The 16,896-nt window shown below is 35.6% G+C and carries 10 protein-coding genes and 2 pseudogenes; 5 read left to right on the top strand and 7 right to left on the bottom strand.

Translation table 11 applies throughout. From position 1 onward, the window contains the following. The first annotated feature begins 117 nt into the window (after positions 1-117). Positions 118-870, top strand: a complete 753-nt coding sequence (locus OOK85_RS02455) for an IS5 family transposase (RefSeq protein WP_264703818.1) — start codon at positions 118-120, stop codon at positions 868-870. Between the two features lie 134 nt (positions 871-1,004). Here OOK85_RS02455 and OOK85_RS02450 read toward each other — a convergent pair whose 3' ends face one another. The 5 genes from OOK85_RS02450 to OOK85_RS02430 all read right to left on the bottom strand — a co-directional run bounded on the left by OOK85_RS02450 (position 1,005) and on the right by OOK85_RS02430 (position 6,341). After that, on the bottom strand, positions 1,005-1,250 hold the full coding sequence (locus OOK85_RS02450) for a hypothetical protein (RefSeq protein WP_264703816.1): 246 nt from the start codon (positions 1,248-1,250) through the stop codon (positions 1,005-1,007). A 206-nt stretch (positions 1,251-1,456) separates the two neighbouring features. Further along, on the bottom strand, positions 1,457-3,844 hold the full coding sequence (gene gyrB, locus OOK85_RS02445) for a DNA topoisomerase (ATP-hydrolyzing) subunit B (protein ID WP_264703814.1): 2,388 nt from the start codon (positions 3,842-3,844) through the stop codon (positions 1,457-1,459). Between the two features lie 480 nt (positions 3,845-4,324). Further along, positions 4,325-4,933, bottom strand: coding sequence for an SCO family protein (locus OOK85_RS02440; protein WP_264703812.1), 609 nt, complete (start codon positions 4,931-4,933; stop codon positions 4,325-4,327). Between the two features lie 44 nt (positions 4,934-4,977). After that, positions 4,978-5,673 carry a DNA polymerase III subunit epsilon gene (gene dnaQ / locus OOK85_RS02435; protein WP_064124802.1) on the bottom strand — a complete coding sequence of 232 codons (696 nt, stop codon included), beginning with the start codon at positions 5,671-5,673 and terminating at the stop codon, positions 4,978-4,980. Between the two features lie 17 nt (positions 5,674-5,690). Beyond that, entirely contained in the window at positions 5,691-6,341 is a 651-nt protein-coding gene (locus tag OOK85_RS02430) for a Tim44/TimA family putative adaptor protein (RefSeq protein ID WP_264703809.1), read from the bottom strand. Positions 6,342-6,505: 164 nt separating this feature from the next. On the opposite strand from OOK85_RS02430, the gene secB reads away from it, so the two are divergent. After that, positions 6,506-7,009: a protein-export chaperone SecB gene (gene secB, locus OOK85_RS02425; RefSeq protein WP_264703807.1), complete on the top strand. Its 504-nt coding sequence runs from the start codon at positions 6,506-6,508 to the stop codon at positions 7,007-7,009. 198 nt (positions 7,010-7,207) lie between these two features. Here the strand turns inward: secB and OOK85_RS07985 are convergent. Further along, a pseudogene (locus tag OOK85_RS07985) lies at positions 7,208-7,336 on the bottom strand (WPE palindromic element domain-containing protein); the annotation flags it as partial. Between the two features lie 1,024 nt (positions 7,337-8,360). Here OOK85_RS07985 and acnA point away from each other — a divergent pair. Together acnA and putA are read left to right on the top strand one after the other, a co-directional pair. Beyond that, the gene (gene acnA / locus OOK85_RS02415; protein ID WP_264703806.1) at positions 8,361-10,946 is read left to right on the top strand and encodes an aconitate hydratase AcnA; all 2,586 of its coding nucleotides are present in this window, start codon (positions 8,361-8,363) and stop codon (positions 10,944-10,946) included. A 134-nt stretch (positions 10,947-11,080) separates the two neighbouring features. Then, positions 11,081-14,221: a bifunctional proline dehydrogenase/L-glutamate gamma-semialdehyde dehydrogenase PutA gene (gene putA / locus OOK85_RS02410; protein ID WP_264703803.1), complete on the top strand. Its 3,141-nt coding sequence runs from the start codon at positions 11,081-11,083 to the stop codon at positions 14,219-14,221. A 97-nt stretch (positions 14,222-14,318) separates the two neighbouring features. Here the strand turns inward: putA and OOK85_RS02405 are convergent, their stop codons facing one another. Beyond that, complete coding sequence (locus OOK85_RS02405; protein WP_264702189.1) at positions 14,319-15,269, bottom strand: IS481 family transposase; 951 nt, start codon at positions 15,267-15,269, stop codon at positions 14,319-14,321. Positions 15,270-15,566: 297 nt separating this feature from the next. Between OOK85_RS02405 and OOK85_RS02395 the strand changes: the two are divergent. Next, positions 15,567-16,845: pseudogene (locus tag OOK85_RS02395) on the top strand (IS4 family transposase). The last annotated feature ends 51 nt before the right edge of the window (positions 16,846-16,896 follow it).

Genomic DNA, 16,896 nt, shown 5'->3' with positions numbered 1-16,896 from the left:
TATATTGACCGTATGATATTATAGGATAGTACACCTAGGCTCTGTGGACAAAAAATATGAAAAGAGAGAAAAAGATGGTAGTTTAGCCTAATAGGTAAAAAATGGAGAAACTACCATATGCAATATTACATCAAAGAGGAAAATTGGAAACAAATTTTAGAGTTCATAAAAAGCGTAAAAGGAATACACAGCAAAGATGAAAAACGTTTAAGAATATTCATAGAGGCAGTGTGGTACATAGTGCGAAGTGGTTGCCAATGGAGACTTTTACCAAAAACTTATGGTAATTACAGGAGTATACATAAGCGATTTAAAAGATGGTGTGAAAGAGATGTCTGGAAAAAATTGCTTGAATATACTAAACAAGAGCCTGATTTAGAAGTTGCTATAATCGACGGTACGATCATCCGAGCCCATCCATGTTCATCTGGATATACAAAAAACTCCAAGGATCAAGAAGCTTTAGGGAGGAGCAAAGGTGGCTTTACAACTAAAATACATGCGCTTGTCGATGCACTTGGAAATCCACTTAAATTTACTCTGACTCCTGGTCAAAGAAATGAAATTACGCAGGCACAAGTGTTGACCGAAAGTATCTATAACTCTACTGTAGTAGCTGACAAGGGCTACGATAGCAATGCCTTTGTTACAAGTCTTGAAGACAAGGGATGTACAGTAGTTATTCCGCCAAAACGGAATCGAAAAGTGCAAAGGTATTACGATGAGCATATCTACAAAGAACGTCATTTGATTGAGTGTTTTTTTGGTAAAATTAAAAATTTTAGGCGCATTTTTTCCAGATTTGATAAAACTGCTGAGGTTTTTATGGGTTTTCTCAATTTTGTTGGAGCTCTTGTATGGCTTCTCTAAAATTTTGTCCACAGAGCCTAGAGAAATTTTCTTTTTTACTGGCAGTTGAGTGATGCGTGTTTGCAAATCTGTTTTTCCGACTTCAGTACAGATAAATCTTCTATTAGCTCGATTGCGGATTACATAAAAACTACCTAACGTCTCAGCCACCCATAAAAATTTGAAGATGTCTGCTTCCCTATCACCAAAAGTTGTACATTTGGAGGAAGGTTGTTTATAGTTTCTTTGAGAGCTGTTATCCACTTATAACTTTCTTTTTCTTCTATGGAGGTACGGTATTTTCTGTTTGCTTTTTCTTGTGCCGTTTCTTCTTCCCTAATAGAACGCGCCCAACATTGTTGGGAAGATAGACCTAAAGGTAATCCGTCTTTGCTAGGCACTATGCAACAGTAAACCCATTTTATGCTTTGTATAAGCTTTAGAAATACTGCCTAGTCTCTTGGTCTTTATATAAGAGTCAAAATCCAAATAACTGGATTCCAGTGTCAAGCACTGGAATGACACCGTTATAAAGGAACCAGTGTCAGCTACTTGAATGACACAGTCTTTGCTTAAACCCGTAACGTTCGTACATTTTGCTAAAAGTTCAAATATCAACATCATGCACGTTGAGTGCATTGCTATTAATAAAATCACGGCGTGGTTCAACTATATCACCCATTAGTATTGAAAATATGGAATCAGCTTCTTCACAATCTTTTATTTCAACCTTTAGTAAAGTTCTAGCCTCAGGATTTAACGTAGTATCCCATAGCTGATCAGCATTCATTTCACCAAGACCTTTAAATCTCTGCAGGGTTAAACCCTTTTTACCATAGTCCATTATTATTTTTGCAAGCGTACTTGGAGAAGTGATTCTTATTTCAGTTTCTTGTGATTTTAAAAATGAATCACCATTAAATAAATTACTTATACCATCAAGCAAACTTAATATGTTTTGCATATCTTTGCCTTCAAGCATACTAAGTGCAAATATATATTTGTCTGCCAATCCTTGAAATAATTTAGAGATGTGAATTTCTTTTTCTTCATCTTTTATTTCTACTTCCCAAGTGTATTCGCTATACATTAACTTCAAATATTTTAATATTTCATTAGCAGATGACAGTGTATTCTTTTTGCTTAAAATTAGCAATGACTCTAAGAGATTTTGTGGTATTTCTCTATCATAATTTTTGCTAACATTAGAAATGCTGACGCATTTATTCAAAATAAGGCGCAAGTCGTTAAATTCTGTAGCTGCACCACTTAGTGTTAATCTTTTAACTGCTGAGTTTATTATATACTCTTCAAAAGTTTCGTCATCTTTAATATAAGTGTCTTTAGCATTCTTTGTAACTTTATAGAGGGGCGGCTGTGCTATGTATAAGTAACCTTTTTCAATAACTTCACGCATGTGTCTAAAAAAGAAAGTTAGAATCAAAGTTCTTATATGTGAACCATCAACATCTGCATCTGTCATGATGATAATTTTATGATATCTAGCTTTTTCAATATCGAAGTGTTCACTCCCTATTCCAGCACCAATTGCAGTAATTAAAGAGCCTATTTCTGCAGATGAAAAAATACGATCTAAACTTACACGTTCTACGTTTAGAATTTTTCCTCTTAAGGCAAGCACTGCTTGTGTTTTACGATTACGCCCCTGCTTTGCAGTACCACCTGCTGAATTACCCTCTACTATAAATAATTCCGATAACTCAGGGGCTTTTTCCTGGCAATCAGCAAGCTTTCCTGGCAGAGTTGCAATATCAATATTGTTTTTGCTTTTAACTAACTCTCGTGCTTTTCTTGCGGCTTCTCTTCCTTTTGCTGACCTAATTGCTCTTTCTACTATGCTTGCTGCCAATTTGGGATCAGTTTCAAGGATTGTGCTCAATTTATCAGAAACTATACTTTCTACAACTGCACGTGCTTCAGAACTAACTAGTTTGTCTTTTGTTTGTGAAGAAAACTTAGGATCAGGCATCTTGAGAGATAAAACACAAGTTAAACCTTCTCTAACGTCCTCTCCAGTTAAATTTACTTTTGCTTTCTTTAAGAACCCTTCATTAGTTGCATAGGTATTGATACATCTAGTTAGTGCAGATCTAAATCCTGCCAAATGCGTACCACCATCTCGTTGCCGTATATTATTAGTGAAACACAACATATTCTCATAGTAGGAATCATTCCATTCCATCGATATTGCCAAGCTGATGCCAAGATCTTCTGCATCTCCTTTCATACTGGCAATTTTAGTTACATGTGTCTTATTCTTATCTAAGTACCGCACAAAATTCGCTGTACCAAAATTGTCTTTAGATTGATTGCTCTGATTGAAATGAGACTCTGTATATGGTTCATTGCGCAGATCACGTAAAGTAATGTCGATATTTGAATTTAAAAATGCTAATTCTCTTATACGACTTTCAAGCGTTGAGTAACTGAAATTAATGCCATTAAAAGTCTCTGTTGATGGCATGAACGTGACTTTAGTTCCTCTTTTGTTTGTATTTTCGTTGACTACCTTTAAAGGTTCAATAGACTCACCATCTTCAAAACGCATAAAGTGTTCTTTCTTATTGCGCCAAATAGTTAATTCCAACCAGCTTGATAATGCATTCACAACTGAGATTCCAACACCATGTAATCCCCCAGAAACCTTATAGGTATTGCTGTCAAATTTACCACCAGCATGGAGTTGAGTCATTATTACCTCTGCTGCTGATATTCCTTCTTCTTCATGAATGTCAGTTGGAATGCCACGACCATTATCAGTTACAGATACTGAACCATCTTTATTTATGCTAACTTCAATTTTATCACAATATCCAGCTAAAGATTCATCTATTGCGTTATCAACAACCTCATATACCATGTGGTGCAAGCCAGATCCATCATCAGTATCACCAATGTACATACCTGGACGTTTCCTTACAGCATCAAGACCCCTTAAGATTTTTATTGCATCGGCATTATAACTATTTTCCATTAGATTGCTTCATTTATACACGTTAATTGATGTTACATTCAGATATACTAGTTAGCAACATTTTTAAACTGATAACCCATGTTAAAAGCACAATTTTACGAGTATCTGTTCAGATGCATGGCTAATGTACAAATACTGAAACAAAAATTCCAGTGCTCCCTTTCTTGTCATCCCAGTGCTTGACACTGGGATCCAGATTGGGCACTAAGTTGGTAAACACGAAAGCGCTTTACAACGTTTTTGATGAAACTGTGCAAAAGGACTGGATGCCAGTGTCACGCACTGGCATGACACCCATTTGTTCCTATAGTTGTCTTTTCTCGTCTACCTTATTTTGCCACTCTGCTGAACAGATACCTTTACGAACGTTTATTTTTGAAGACAGCAAATAGTGTCATTCCAATGCGTCTTCCCGGTGGAGATTAAATTATAATGCTCATGCAGTTGCGTGCTCGGCTAATTAACAGAAAAATCTATAATTCAGTTTACGTATTTTCTTATCTCAGCCAAAATCTTATCAGATTGACTTTCGTCTGAATTTAAATCAGCTGCAAAGTGTGTAACATATTTTCCTCCAGGGCCAATAAGATATATTATCGAAGAATGGTTGATTTCTTCTTCTCCGTCTGCTTTGCTTGCATGTACTTTATATTTTGCAACTACTTCGTCTATTTTTTCTCTTTCACCAGTTAACATTTGTATTCTATGGTCAAATTGCTGCTGAAATTCTTTGAGTTTTTCAGTGCTATCGCGTTCAGGATCAACTGTGATAAAAAATGTTTGTAGCTTGTTGTTAGTCTTCTCATCTAACTTTGCAAGTGTTTCTGAAATTATCCCAAGGTTCATAGGGCAAATTCTTTTGCATGAGGAAAACCCAAAGAAAATCATCATGTATTTATCTTTAAAATCACTACTGCGCAGGATCTGTCCGTCCTGATTAATTAAAGAAAAATCTCCGCCTATCTTAACTTCTGCGTTGTGAATCGCTACTGGGGCAAATATGCCTTTTTTAGTGAAATAACAATAACCTAAAAAAACAACTGCTAATGCTGCTAGCACATTAGATAACAATCTTACAAACCTTACCATTAGAATGCTCTCAGTAAAATTAAATTGTATCTTTATTGGTTAACCTATTCAATATATTTATTCCAAAGTGTATTGTTAATTTTGTCTAACAGTTTCTTATGTTCATCAATTTCTTCACTATTTGGTGAATGTTCTCTGGGAGTTAGATTACGCACTTTATGCTGAACGAATGTAGAGTTACTGTCCTGATTGCATTCATTATCAAACAGAAAGGTTTGTAACCCTCCTGTAAGTTCAACATATACCTTTGCAAGCAATTGAGCATCAACTAGTGCTCCGTGCAATTCTCTATTCTCTAGCGATATATCAAAACGCTTACATAATGCATTCAAAGAAGCAGGTGATCCTGCGAATTTTTTCCTCGCAAGAGGTAATGTATCTAACACTCTATCTGAGGAAATTAACCCAGCATTCAGCTTGCTTAACTCCATATTAAGGAACTTAACATCAAATTCAGCGTTGTGAATTACCAAAATATCATTAGATATAAAGTCAAGAAATTCAAGTGCAACATCTGAAAATAATGGTTTATCTTCTAAAAATTCTTCACTAATACCGTGAATCTTAAACGAGTGATAAGGTATATCTCTTTCTGGGTTAAGGTACCGATGGAATACTTTACCTGTTGGAATACGATTAATTAATTCCACACACCCTATTTCAATAATTCGATGACCAGATTCAGTGTCAAGACCTGTCGTTTCAGTGTCAAGTACTATTTCGCGTAGCTTGCTTTCCATTTCAAATAAAACTCATCTTACTTGTCATTTGTCTTATCGTTACTTGTCTTTTTATAGTGAATAGAAACAAGCAACCAGCTTGGTTCTGATGAATTAACATTTTTTTTGAATTGCCATACATCCTCAACTTTATTAATAGTGGATGTACTACCTGATATGATATCCCCTTTATTATTCTTAACGAAGTTAATTTGCTCTGAAAGGAAATATACTGCAATAAACACTGCGTTTTTTACTAGCTTTATTTCTAAAATCTTTTGTGAAACAATAGAAACAATTATAGACTCGTGCACCTCTTTACGATGTTTAATCTTCTCTGCAAAATTATCATATAAGTCTTTATCGAGAAGTGGTTTTAACTGAGACAAATTTCCTTGATTGAAATACTTTATTATTAATTCAAAAGCTATGCTTGAACCTTCTATAAAGTGGGAAATAGAAAAATCTTTGTTTTTTTTTAATATTTGTTCATAAGTAACTTTTATTGAATTTTCATCATTGCTATCAATGTAACCCTCAATATTTTCTACTACATCTTCTCTACTTCGGCTTACATCCAATACATTAGTTAGCTTTTTTAGGTTGAGATTGGCTGACCTTCCTAAAGAATTATACAAACGTGACAAAATGAACGCCGCTAATAAAGCATATATTACAAGCTCTATCATAGTAACTCAACTCCTTGACATATAAAGTATCCGAACATTATTAATTATTAATGAAAATATGTTTTTCATATCAACTTATAATCAGGTTTGCTATTCGTTTGTAAATGAATATATTATATAAGAAAGTATTAAATATCTCAACTTAATTAAAGGAGACGTAAGAAATGCCACAACAAAAAATGAGAATTCACGGTCAATATGTTAAAGATCTATCGTTTGAGAATCCGAATTCGCCATTCCTTTCTTCTAGTAAAGCTCCAGATATTAATGTAATGGTTAATATCAATTCAGCAAAATTAGAAGGAATGGAAAACAAAGAAGGAGTGAATGAGGAAAAATCTTTCCATGAAATTACTTTGCATATAGAAGTCAGAGCAACGATAAAAGATGAAGGCATAAAAGATGGCGTAGCTTTCATTTGTGAAACGAAATATTGTGGTATTTTTTCAATAGAAAATTTAAAAGAGTTAAGTGAGGAAGAGGTAAGACAAGCTTTGTTTATTGGTGGACCTACTTTTCTTTTCCCTTTTGCAAGAGAAATAATTGCAAGAGTTACAAGTAGTGGTGGATTTTCCCCACTGATGCTAGATCCTATAGATTTTGAAACTATGTATGAGCAGCAAGGTCAACAACAAAAAAGTAACGGTAGTAATTCCAATTTTAACTAATACAGTGTAATATATAGCTGAAAATAGCTGTGCTACTGAGGTACCAAAGGAGGAAATATCTGAAATGAAGCAGAATATGCATAATAATTTTGAATGTGATCTATATATCCAGTTGTCATCCAAATGTACTTCATCCTTGTCATCCAGGTGCAAATTATTCTTGTCATCCCAGTGCGTGACACTGGGATCTAGTTCACAACTGTACGAACGTTGCAATGTGACACGATGTTGCATAATAAATGATGTCATTCCAGTGCGTGACACTGGAATCCAGTTCTTATTATACAGCTATCTGGTGTACTTATTTAAAATTAAGTTTTCTGGATCTCAGTGCCAAAGCACTGGGATGACACCCTTCCTGGCGGAGATTATTCTCAAATCACAATGTTCGTACAGTTGGTGCGACCCGAAAGTCGTGATTTTGTGATGGTTAAATTCCATCTTCCCTAGACATCGGGGATAATGTATGTCTCACATTTTAGAGAGTGGCAACCTCTAGGATGCAAGCATGAGATAAAAGCAGGTAACACTAAACCTTATAGTGAATCCCTGCAAACAGAGTTAGATATGGTTACGAGAGGAACCAATGCCTGAATTGTCGTAACGAACGATATGCGAAATAAGGTTGGTTAACGCATAGACCAAAAGGTACGGAGAAAGTGGATAATTAGAACTTGACTGGTCTGATTAAGATGTTTCCCATCTCCCGGCAAAAAGTTGGAACCTAAGTCTAACATGAAACAATTTCATGGAACGGAGTAACATTATAGATGCTCTTATTCTTTAAGCAGGGAGCCACCCGTATGCACCTATAATGAGGGATTGTCTAAGAAGCCAAGGCCTAAAATAATGTTTAGGATATGCTGACGTGGACACTGTAATTTGGAAGGTAAAGTTGTGAGTAGTGGTTAATATGTTATGAGCCAACATTAAGTGTTAGGTATGAATGAATACGACTTCTCTAGTAATATAGAGAATGCTGTATTTAAGCTATAAAAACAAATTTACCAAGCTTTGAAATGTTAATTACATGGAGAAGTATGTATGACAAACACCAAGTTAGAGAGAAGCCGGATGTGGTGAAAGTCACAAGTCCGGTTTTGAAGTCGAGTGGGAAGAGGTGACTTTCTCCACTTAGATAACTGGATCCAGTTTCGTTGTTCAATTTCATCAAAAGTGTTGTATAGCGTACTTATTTGCAATCAAATTTTCTGGATCCCAGTGTCTGGGCACTGGGATGACATTGGTAGTTATGCTTGCTCTACTGCAACACGGGACGTTCGTACAGTTGTGTGTCATGCACTGGAATGACATCATTAGTTGATTTTTCACTTAAAAATGGTTATGCAGGATGAATAATTCTTTAAACGCAAAAACGACTTTAAACATTGACAGGAAGTCATACAACTATTTTAGCCTAAGTAGTGCTAGTGAATTTTTAGGAATAGATGTGACTAAATTGCCCTGCTCACTTAAGGTTCTGCTTGAAAATTTATTGCGCAATGAAGATGGAGTAAACGTAAAGCTGGATGACATAAGAGTACTAGCAGACTGCGTTAATAAACACACTAATCACGAAATTAGCTATAAACCAGCAAGGGTGTTGATGCAAGATTTTACAGGGGTTCCTGCTGTTGTTGATCTAGCTTCAATGCGGAGCTATGTTAAGAAAAATGGAGGAAACCCGAGCAACATAAATCCTTCTGTACCGGTTGATCTTGTGATTGACCATTCTGTTCAAGTAGATAATTATGGAAGTGTTTCCGCATTCAGTAAGAATGTTGAGCTAGAAGTAAAAAGAAATTTGGAGAGATATCAATTTTTAAAGTGGGGAGAATCGTCCTTCACAAATTTTAGAGTAGTGCCGCCTGGCACAGGGATTTGCCACCAAGTGAATCTTGAATATTTAGCGCAAGTTGTGTGTAATGATGATGGAGTCATATATCCTGATACTTTAGTTGGTACTGACAGCCATACTACAATGGTTAACGGATTATCAGTTCTTGGTTGGGGTGTTGGAGGCATAGAAGCTGAGTCTGTGATGCTTGGTCAACCAATTAGTATGGTGATTCCAGAAGTAGTTGGATTTAAATTAATTGGCAGATTGTCGGAAGGAGTAACTGCGACCGATTTAGTGCTGACGGTTACCAATATCCTAAGAACAAAAGGCGTTGTTGGTAAGTTTGTAGAATTTTATGGTGATGGTTTAGATTATTTATCTTTGGCAGATAGAGCCACTATAGCAAACATGGCCCCGGAGTATGGCGCAACTTGTGGATTTTTTCCAATTGATCAGAAAACACTCGATTATTTACATTTAACAGGGCGACCAGAAGAGCTGATCAAATTAGTTGAAGTCTATTCAAAAGAGCAGGGATTGTGGCGCAGCAATGACGAATTAGCATTTTTTGACACACTAGAGCTTGATTTATCAAGCGTGAAGCCAGTAATGGCTGGTCCCAAAAGACCACAAGATAAGGTTTTTCTTTCACAAGTGGCAGAGTCTTTTTCTAAATCATTTTCAGTTAATGAGTCAAAGGAAAGCGATAAACTCCAAGATGGAAGTGTAGTTATTGCAGCAATAACAAGCTGCACTAATACTTCTAATCCAAGTGTGATGATTGCTGCAGGTCTTGTAGCTCGTAATGCAATTAAACTTGGATTAAAATCAAAGCCTTGGGTTAAAACTTCTCTTGCTCCAGGGTCACAAGTTGTAACAGAATATTTAGAAAAGTCTGGATTGCAGGTAGATCTAAATGCTTTGGGTTTTAATCTAGTTGGATATGGTTGCACAACTTGCATTGGGAATTCTGGTCCACTTAATAAAGATATAGAAGATGGCATTAAAAACAAAAACTTAACCGTTGCTGCAGTTTTATCTGGCAATCGTAACTTTGAAGGAAGAATTCATCCGTTAGTCAAAGCTAATTACTTGGCATCTCCGCCACTTGTTATTGCATATGCACTTGCTGGTACTGTGCAAACTGATTTGACAAAAGATTCAATATGCAAAGATAAGAATGGAAATGATGTCTATCTCAAAGATATATGGCCAACAAACAACGAAATCGAAGATTGCGTTAAAAGTGTGGTAACACGTGAGATGTTCATACAAAAGTATAAGGATGTTTTTTCTGGTGATGAACATTGGCAAAAGATAAAGTGTGAAAAAAGTGAAATCTATAATTGGGATGCAAACAGCACTTACATACAAGATCCGCCCTATTTTGATAATTTATCACCTAAAAATAATAAAATCGATATAAAAGGTGCACAAATATTGGCAATGTTTGGCGATAGCGTAACTACTGATCATATTTCCCCTGCTGGAAATATTGCCTCAAGTAGTCCTGCAGGTATATATTTAAAAAATCTTGAAATTGAGCCACAGGACTTTAATTCGTATGGATCTCGTCGTGGTAACCACAATGTAATGATGCGTGGGACTTTTGCTAACACTAGAATAAAAAATGAAATGGTTAGCACCGAAGGTGGATATACAAAATATATTCCTTCTCAAGAAACGATGTCAATTTTTGATGCAGCAATGCGCTGCAAGGAAGCTCTCATCATTGTGGCAGGAAAGGAGTATGGCACAGGTTCAAGTAGGGATTGGGCAGCAAAGGGTACTTTATTGTTGGGGATTAAAGTTGTAATTGCAGAAAGCTTTGAGCGTATACATAGGTCCAACTTAGTTGGTATGGGTGTTCTTCCACTTGTATTTCAAAATGGAATAACCAGAAAGATATTTGATGGTAGCGAGGTAATAAGCATAAAAGGTGAAATAGTGCCAGGTGGAAATCTAGAATGCATCATCAAAAGAAAGGATAATTCAAAGCAATCAATTCAACTCAAATGCTGTGTGCAAACCGCAACTGAGATTAAATACTTGATGTGTGGCGGAGTGTTGAGCTACATACTTGCACAATCTTTTTGATTTAGTGAAGTTATTGCATGGACTTCTTTTAGCCAGCCCTGATCCCTTTGTAAATAGCAATTTGCTCTGCGCAAAATTATGATATAATTTCACCATACATATGGTGTCAGAGTATTTTTTGGAGATAATTATATATGATAAGCTCTATACAAGAACCTAATGAACTCAGAAAACGTTTACAAGGATTTTATCGTACTGATGAAAAGAGTTATATACGTTATCTTGTAGAAAAAGCAGAGCTTTCGGCTGATTCAAAAAATAGAATTTATAATATAGCAAAACAAGTTATTGAAAAAATCAAACACAATAAATTAAGTATTATAGATTCCTTTATGCAGCAATACTCGCTTTCCAATGATGAAGGAATAGCATTGATGTGCCTTGCTGAATCGCTACTTAGAATACCAGATGATTATACAATAGACGAAATAATCAAAGATAAAATTGCCAATCAGGAATGGAATAAATATTTAGGGCACTCTTCTTCGTTGTTTGTTAATGCTTCCACATGGAGCTTGATGATAGGTAGCAGTATATTGAGAGATAATGAAGGCGATTCGAAGTTCTATTACGCAATTTCTAAGTTACTTAAGAATTTAGGAGAACCGATCATTCGCAAAGCAGTAAAACAAGCAATGTTTATGCTTGGTAATCATTTTGTTGTTGGAGAAACCATAGAAGAAGCTTTAAGGTACGCAAAACTAGATGACAATAGTAAGTTTTTATACTCTTTTGATATGCTCGGTGAAGCTGCTCACACAGCTGAGGATGCAGAAGAGTATTTTAATTCATATATGCATTCAATAAAAGCTATAGGTGAATCCACTGAAATAAATGATTGTTTTAAATCCCATGGAATTTCAATCAAACTTTCTGCTTTACACCCACGTTATGAATTTAGTCAATTTGGCCGAATTGCTGGTGAGATATTCACTAAGGTTTTAGAGCTCTGCCGCGAGGCAAAAAAATACAACATTTCACTATGCATAGACGCAGAAGAAACAGAAAGGCTTGAAATTTCCTTAATCTTGTTTGAACAATTACGGCTTGATGAATCACTTTCTGAGTGGGAAGGGCTCGGCTTGGCTGTGCAAGCATATCAAAAGCGCGCTTTATCTGTTCTTGACTTTGTTGAAGATGTTGCTATCCGGTCAAAGCACAAAATTATGGTGGGGCTTGTAAAAGGTGCATATTGGGATTCAGAAATCAAGTGTACGCAAGAATTGGGATTAAATGATTACTCAGTATTTACAAGAAAAAGCTATACTGACGTATCTTACCTCGTGTGCGCACAGAAACTTTTGAGTAAACCAAACAGCTTTTACCCATGCTTTGGAACTCATAACGCCTATACTTTTGCTTCTATCATGGAACTTGCTGATAAAAACCACCCTGGATTTGAATTTCAACGCTTACATGGAATGGCAAAAGACTTATATGATTATGCAATGTCAGAGCTTGCAACAAATGTTAGCTGTCGTGTCTACGCACCCGTTGGGGAACATAGTGACTTGTTGCCTTATCTTATAAGACGCCTTCTTGAAAATGGAGCTAATAGTTCGTTTGTTAATCAAATAAGTGATCCTAACGTTAAAATCGATGAGTTAATTTCAGATCCACTGGAAAAAGCTATAAATTTTAATTATGAACCTCATCCAAGCATTCCATTACCACAAGATATTTTGGGACCAGAAAGAAAAAATTCCTTGGGAATGGATATTAGTGATTCTGTGATAGTTTCACAATTTGCAAATGATATAAAGGATTTTAGTGAAAAAAAGTGGCAAGTTGGACCAATAATTGATGGAAAGGCACTATTTGATAGTGCTGAATTTATCGAAGTAGTGAATCCTGCACATTTGGAAAATGTAATTGGAGAAGTGTCAAGTGCAACAAGCGATCAAGCTTTAAACGCTCTTGAAATAGCACATAGTGCTTTTACTAAGTGGCAGAATGTTTCAGCAGTAGAGCGCGCTAAATACCTCGAAAAAGCTGCAGATTTGCTTGAGGAAAGGATGAAGGAGTTAATTTACATTCTGATTGTGGAAGCAGGAAAAATTTTATCCGATGCAATAGCAGAAGTAAGGGAAGCAGTTGACTTTCTGCGTTATTATGCAATGATAGCAAAGAATGAACTGAGCGACTGGAAAAAATTGCCAGGTCCAACAGGTGAAGATAACTTCATCTTTTTTGAAGGCAGGGGAGTTTTCTTATGCATATCACCATGGAATTTTCCACTTGCTATTTTTCTTGGGCAGGTTTCAGCTGCACTTGCAGCAGGTAATGCAGTGCTGGCAAAACCGGCAGAGCAGACACCTATTATTGCTTATGAAGCTGTCAAAATACTACATGAAGCTGGGATACCAAAAAATGTGTTACACCTCATTCCTGGGGATGGTGGATATTTAGGCAAAATATTAGTTCCAGACAATAGAATTGCCGGAGTAGCTTTTACTGGCTCAACACAAACTGCTCAAATAATCAATAAAATGCTTGCAAATAGGAATGGTCCTATCGTGCCACTTATTGCTGAAACAGGAGGGCTCAATGCTATGATAGTTGATAGCTCTGCTCTTTTAGAGCAAGTGGCTATGGATGCTTTGCTTTCTGCGTTTCGTAGCAGTGGTCAACGCTGTTCTGCACTTAGAGTGCTGTTTATTCAAGAGGACATAGCAGAGAAGCAGATAAAAATGATATGCGGTGCAGCGCAAGAACTCAAGATTGGTGACCCAATACAACTTAGTACTGATATTGGTCCAATAATTGACAAAGCATCTATCGATATGCTAACTCAACATACGCAAAAAATGTCAGAGGATGAAGATTCAAATCTGTTATTTAAAGTACCCATGGATACAAATTCTCATAATGGTTATTTCTTTCCTCCATATATTTATGAGATACAAAAAATTTCGCAATTAAAGCAAGAGGTATTTGGTCCTATTTTACATATCATACGTTTTAACAAGTCACAATTAAATGAAGTTATAAGTGATATAAATAGTACTGGATATGGGCTTACGTTTTCTTTGCAGAGTCGTATACAAACTCAAATTGACACTATAAGTAAAAAAATATCAGTTGGAAATGTCTACATCAACCGTAACCAGATAGGTGCAGCAGTTGGGATACAACCATTTGGTGGTAGAGGACTATCTGGCACTGGGCCAAAAGCTGGTGGTCCTCATTATTTACAGCGTTTTTCTACAGAAAAAGTTGTAAGTGTTAACACTACAGCATTTGGTGGTAACACTACACTTATGTGTTTGGATTAATTTGCAGGCCCTAATTTTTCTTACCCCTAAACTAGACGTTCGTGCAGTTAGTGCGACCCGAAAGTCGTGATTTTGTGATGGTTAAATTCCATCTTCCCTAGGTGTATGGTCCCAGAGTGTGATGGTGTGGATTTAGTATAAATAATTCTGGAGACTGTGTCCACTGATAACATATAAATTCATAAGGAGTAAGACCCTTAAGAGTTTTGAGTCTCTTTGCATAATTATAAGCCATAACAAAGTTATAAAGGTGTTCTTTAAGTTGCTGGTGCGATTGATAGTAATACTTCTTAACTGTAGCATCCTTTAAAGTTTTATTCATACGCTCGACTTGCCCATTCGTCCAAGGATGGCTAACTTTTGTCAAACGATGTTCAATAACATTCTCTTCGCAAACTCTATCAAATATATGTTGGAAAGCATACTTATGACGCTTCTGGTTTGTAAATTGTATACCGTTATCTGTCAAAATAGTATGGATTTTATACGGTAAAATTCTAATCAAATTACGTAAGAACTCAGCAGCTATGGGTTTTGTAGCACTGTTACGCAACTCAACATAGGTAAATTTGGATGTCCTATCAATAGCAACAAACAAATGTAATTTGCCCTCCTCAGTTCTAACTTCAGCAATATCAATATGAAAGTAACCGATAGGATATTGTTTGAATTTCTTTTTTGACTTAACTTCTCCATCAACAGTTGGTAATCTGCTAATGTTGTGTCTTTGTAAACAACGATGCAAGCTAGAGCGAGTCAAATGCGGAATTGTAGACTGCAGAGCGTAAAGGCAATCATCTAGTGGCAGTAGTGTATACTTGCGAAATGTAACTATTATAGCTTCCTCTTCTAGCGTTAAAACAGTCGATCTTGGACGCTTTGGACCCATATCAGCATCTTTCGTAAATGAACGTTTTCTCCACTTAATAATAGTTTTTGGATTAAGGTTATAATGCTTGGAGAGTTTTGCTATGCTCTCTTTTCTATTTTGTATTGCTCTACGAATCGTCTGTGTTGTTTTGGCGCACCCATGTAATATTTGTCCCATAACTCCTCCTTTGATGGTATTTTTTTCTCATATTTTATCATACCATCACACTCTGGGACTGTACACCAGGCTCTGTGGACAAAATTTTAGAGAAGCCATACAAGAGCTCCAACAAAATTGAGAAAACCCATAAAAACCTCAGCAGTTTTATCAAATCTGGAAAAAATGCGCCTAAAATTTTTAATTTTACGGGAATGTTCAAAAAAGCATACGCGTCAAGTTAAGGAAATAAAGGTATGAAAGAGATAGAATAATAAGGTATAAGTTCTCCCAGATATACTTTTAGTGAGAGAACCAATGAATAAAATAACTTGCTTATCAAAAAAGCTCAAAGAATTTTTTAATGAAAAAGCAGAGAAAATCTCAATTACAACAAGGTTTATAAAAAGAAAGAGAAAGCTAAAAGGTTCATCATTCGTAAAAGCCATGGTCTTGGGTAATATAGGAGTTGATAATTGTAGCATAGAAACAATGTGTCAATTACTAAACGAGGACTCGATAGATATAACAAAACAAGGTTTGGATTTTAGATTTACTGAAGAAGCAGTGGAATTTATGAAAAGGATGTATAATGAATCTGTGATTCTCTTTAAAAATATCTTGCAAGTTGATTGCAAAATCTTACAGCAATTTAATAGTGTTAAATTATTGGACAGTAGCTATATTACTCTACCTAACAGTATGGAAGAGATGTATAAAGGTTATGGACAGTGGCTATGAAAGCAATACTAAGTCTGGAATAAAGTTACAATTAGTTTTCGACTACATGAATCAGATAATAGACCAACTTAATTTAACGGAGGGGGTAAGATCAGACCAGGGATATAGGAAACGTTTAAGTAATATATTAAGCAATGATTTGCTAATATCTGATCTCGGTTATTTTGTGCCAAAAACAAATCAATGAAATAGGAGCTTATTTCATAAGTCGTTATAAATCCGATACCAACATATATGATGTAGAAACAAATCAAAAAATGGAGTTATTAGAATGTTTAGAGATTTTTAGAAAACGAGGTATTGTTAGGAAAAGAAGCAAAAATTAGAGTAAGAATTATATGTCAGAAACTAACTGAATATGGCCAGAAGAAGGAAAGCTAATAGATTAGCAAGATCGCAGGATCCTCTAAAAGAAATCAAAAATTGTTGAACTGGTCAATATTTATAACTAATGTTCCAGAAAATAAAATTAGTGCTGAGCAAGTATTAACGATTTACAGAGTAAGGTGGCAAATTATTTAAATTGTATAAAAGCCATATCAGGCTTGATAAGCTAAAAGGAAAGCCATGCAGAGTATTATGTGAACTATATGCTAAATTGTGCGCAATTCTTATATTTCACGGCATAGTTGGTTGCACAGAAGTGAAAAAGAATACAGAACTTAGCTTAACAAAGGCATTTATTGAGCTAAAAAGGCGGGTTAGAGAGTTATTTTTAGTATTAACCAAAATTAATAGTTTAAAAGCATTTCTTAAAAAACTCACTATAACTTGGTCGCGATTTTCATTAAAAGACAAACGTAGAAGGGCTAGAGTATCCACTTTAACCTCTCTAAATTTGCTCACAATCTCTTAACTTGACGCGTATGCTTTTTTGAACATTCCCCTTAATATAAGATTTCTCAGT

Origin of the sequence: Wolbachia endosymbiont (group A) of Volucella inflata (assembly GCF_947250665.1) — a bacterium.
Taxonomy (GTDB): domain Bacteria; phylum Pseudomonadota; class Alphaproteobacteria; order Rickettsiales; family Anaplasmataceae; genus Wolbachia; species Wolbachia pipientis.
This window is presented reverse-complemented; position numbering and strand designations above follow the sequence as displayed.

What these genes read in the sequence shown, in the direction of transcription:
- OOK85_RS02455 (WP_264703818.1), top strand. Translation starts at nt 118, where the DNA reads ATGCAATATTACATCAAAGAGGAAAATTGGAAACAAATTTTAGAGTTC.
- gyrB (WP_264703814.1), bottom strand. Translation starts at nt 3,844, where the DNA reads ATGGAAAATAGTTATAATGCCGATGCAATAAAAATCTTAAGGGGTCTT.
- OOK85_RS02440 (WP_264703812.1), bottom strand. Translation starts at nt 4,933, where the DNA reads ATGGTAAGGTTTGTAAGATTGTTATCTAATGTGCTAGCAGCATTAGCA.
- dnaQ (WP_064124802.1), bottom strand. Translation starts at nt 5,673, where the DNA reads ATGGAAAGCAAGCTACGCGAAATAGTACTTGACACTGAAACGACAGGT.
- OOK85_RS02430 (WP_264703809.1), bottom strand. Translation starts at nt 6,341, where the DNA reads ATGATAGAGCTTGTAATATATGCTTTATTAGCGGCGTTCATTTTGTCA.
- secB (WP_264703807.1), top strand. Translation starts at nt 6,506, where the DNA reads ATGCCACAACAAAAAATGAGAATTCACGGTCAATATGTTAAAGATCTA.
- acnA (WP_264703806.1), top strand. Translation starts at nt 8,361, where the DNA reads ATGAATAATTCTTTAAACGCAAAAACGACTTTAAACATTGACAGGAAG.
- putA (WP_264703803.1), top strand. Translation starts at nt 11,081, where the DNA reads ATGATAAGCTCTATACAAGAACCTAATGAACTCAGAAAACGTTTACAA.
- OOK85_RS02405 (WP_264702189.1), bottom strand. Translation starts at nt 15,269, where the DNA reads ATGGGACAAATATTACATGGGTGCGCCAAAACAACACAGACGATTCGT.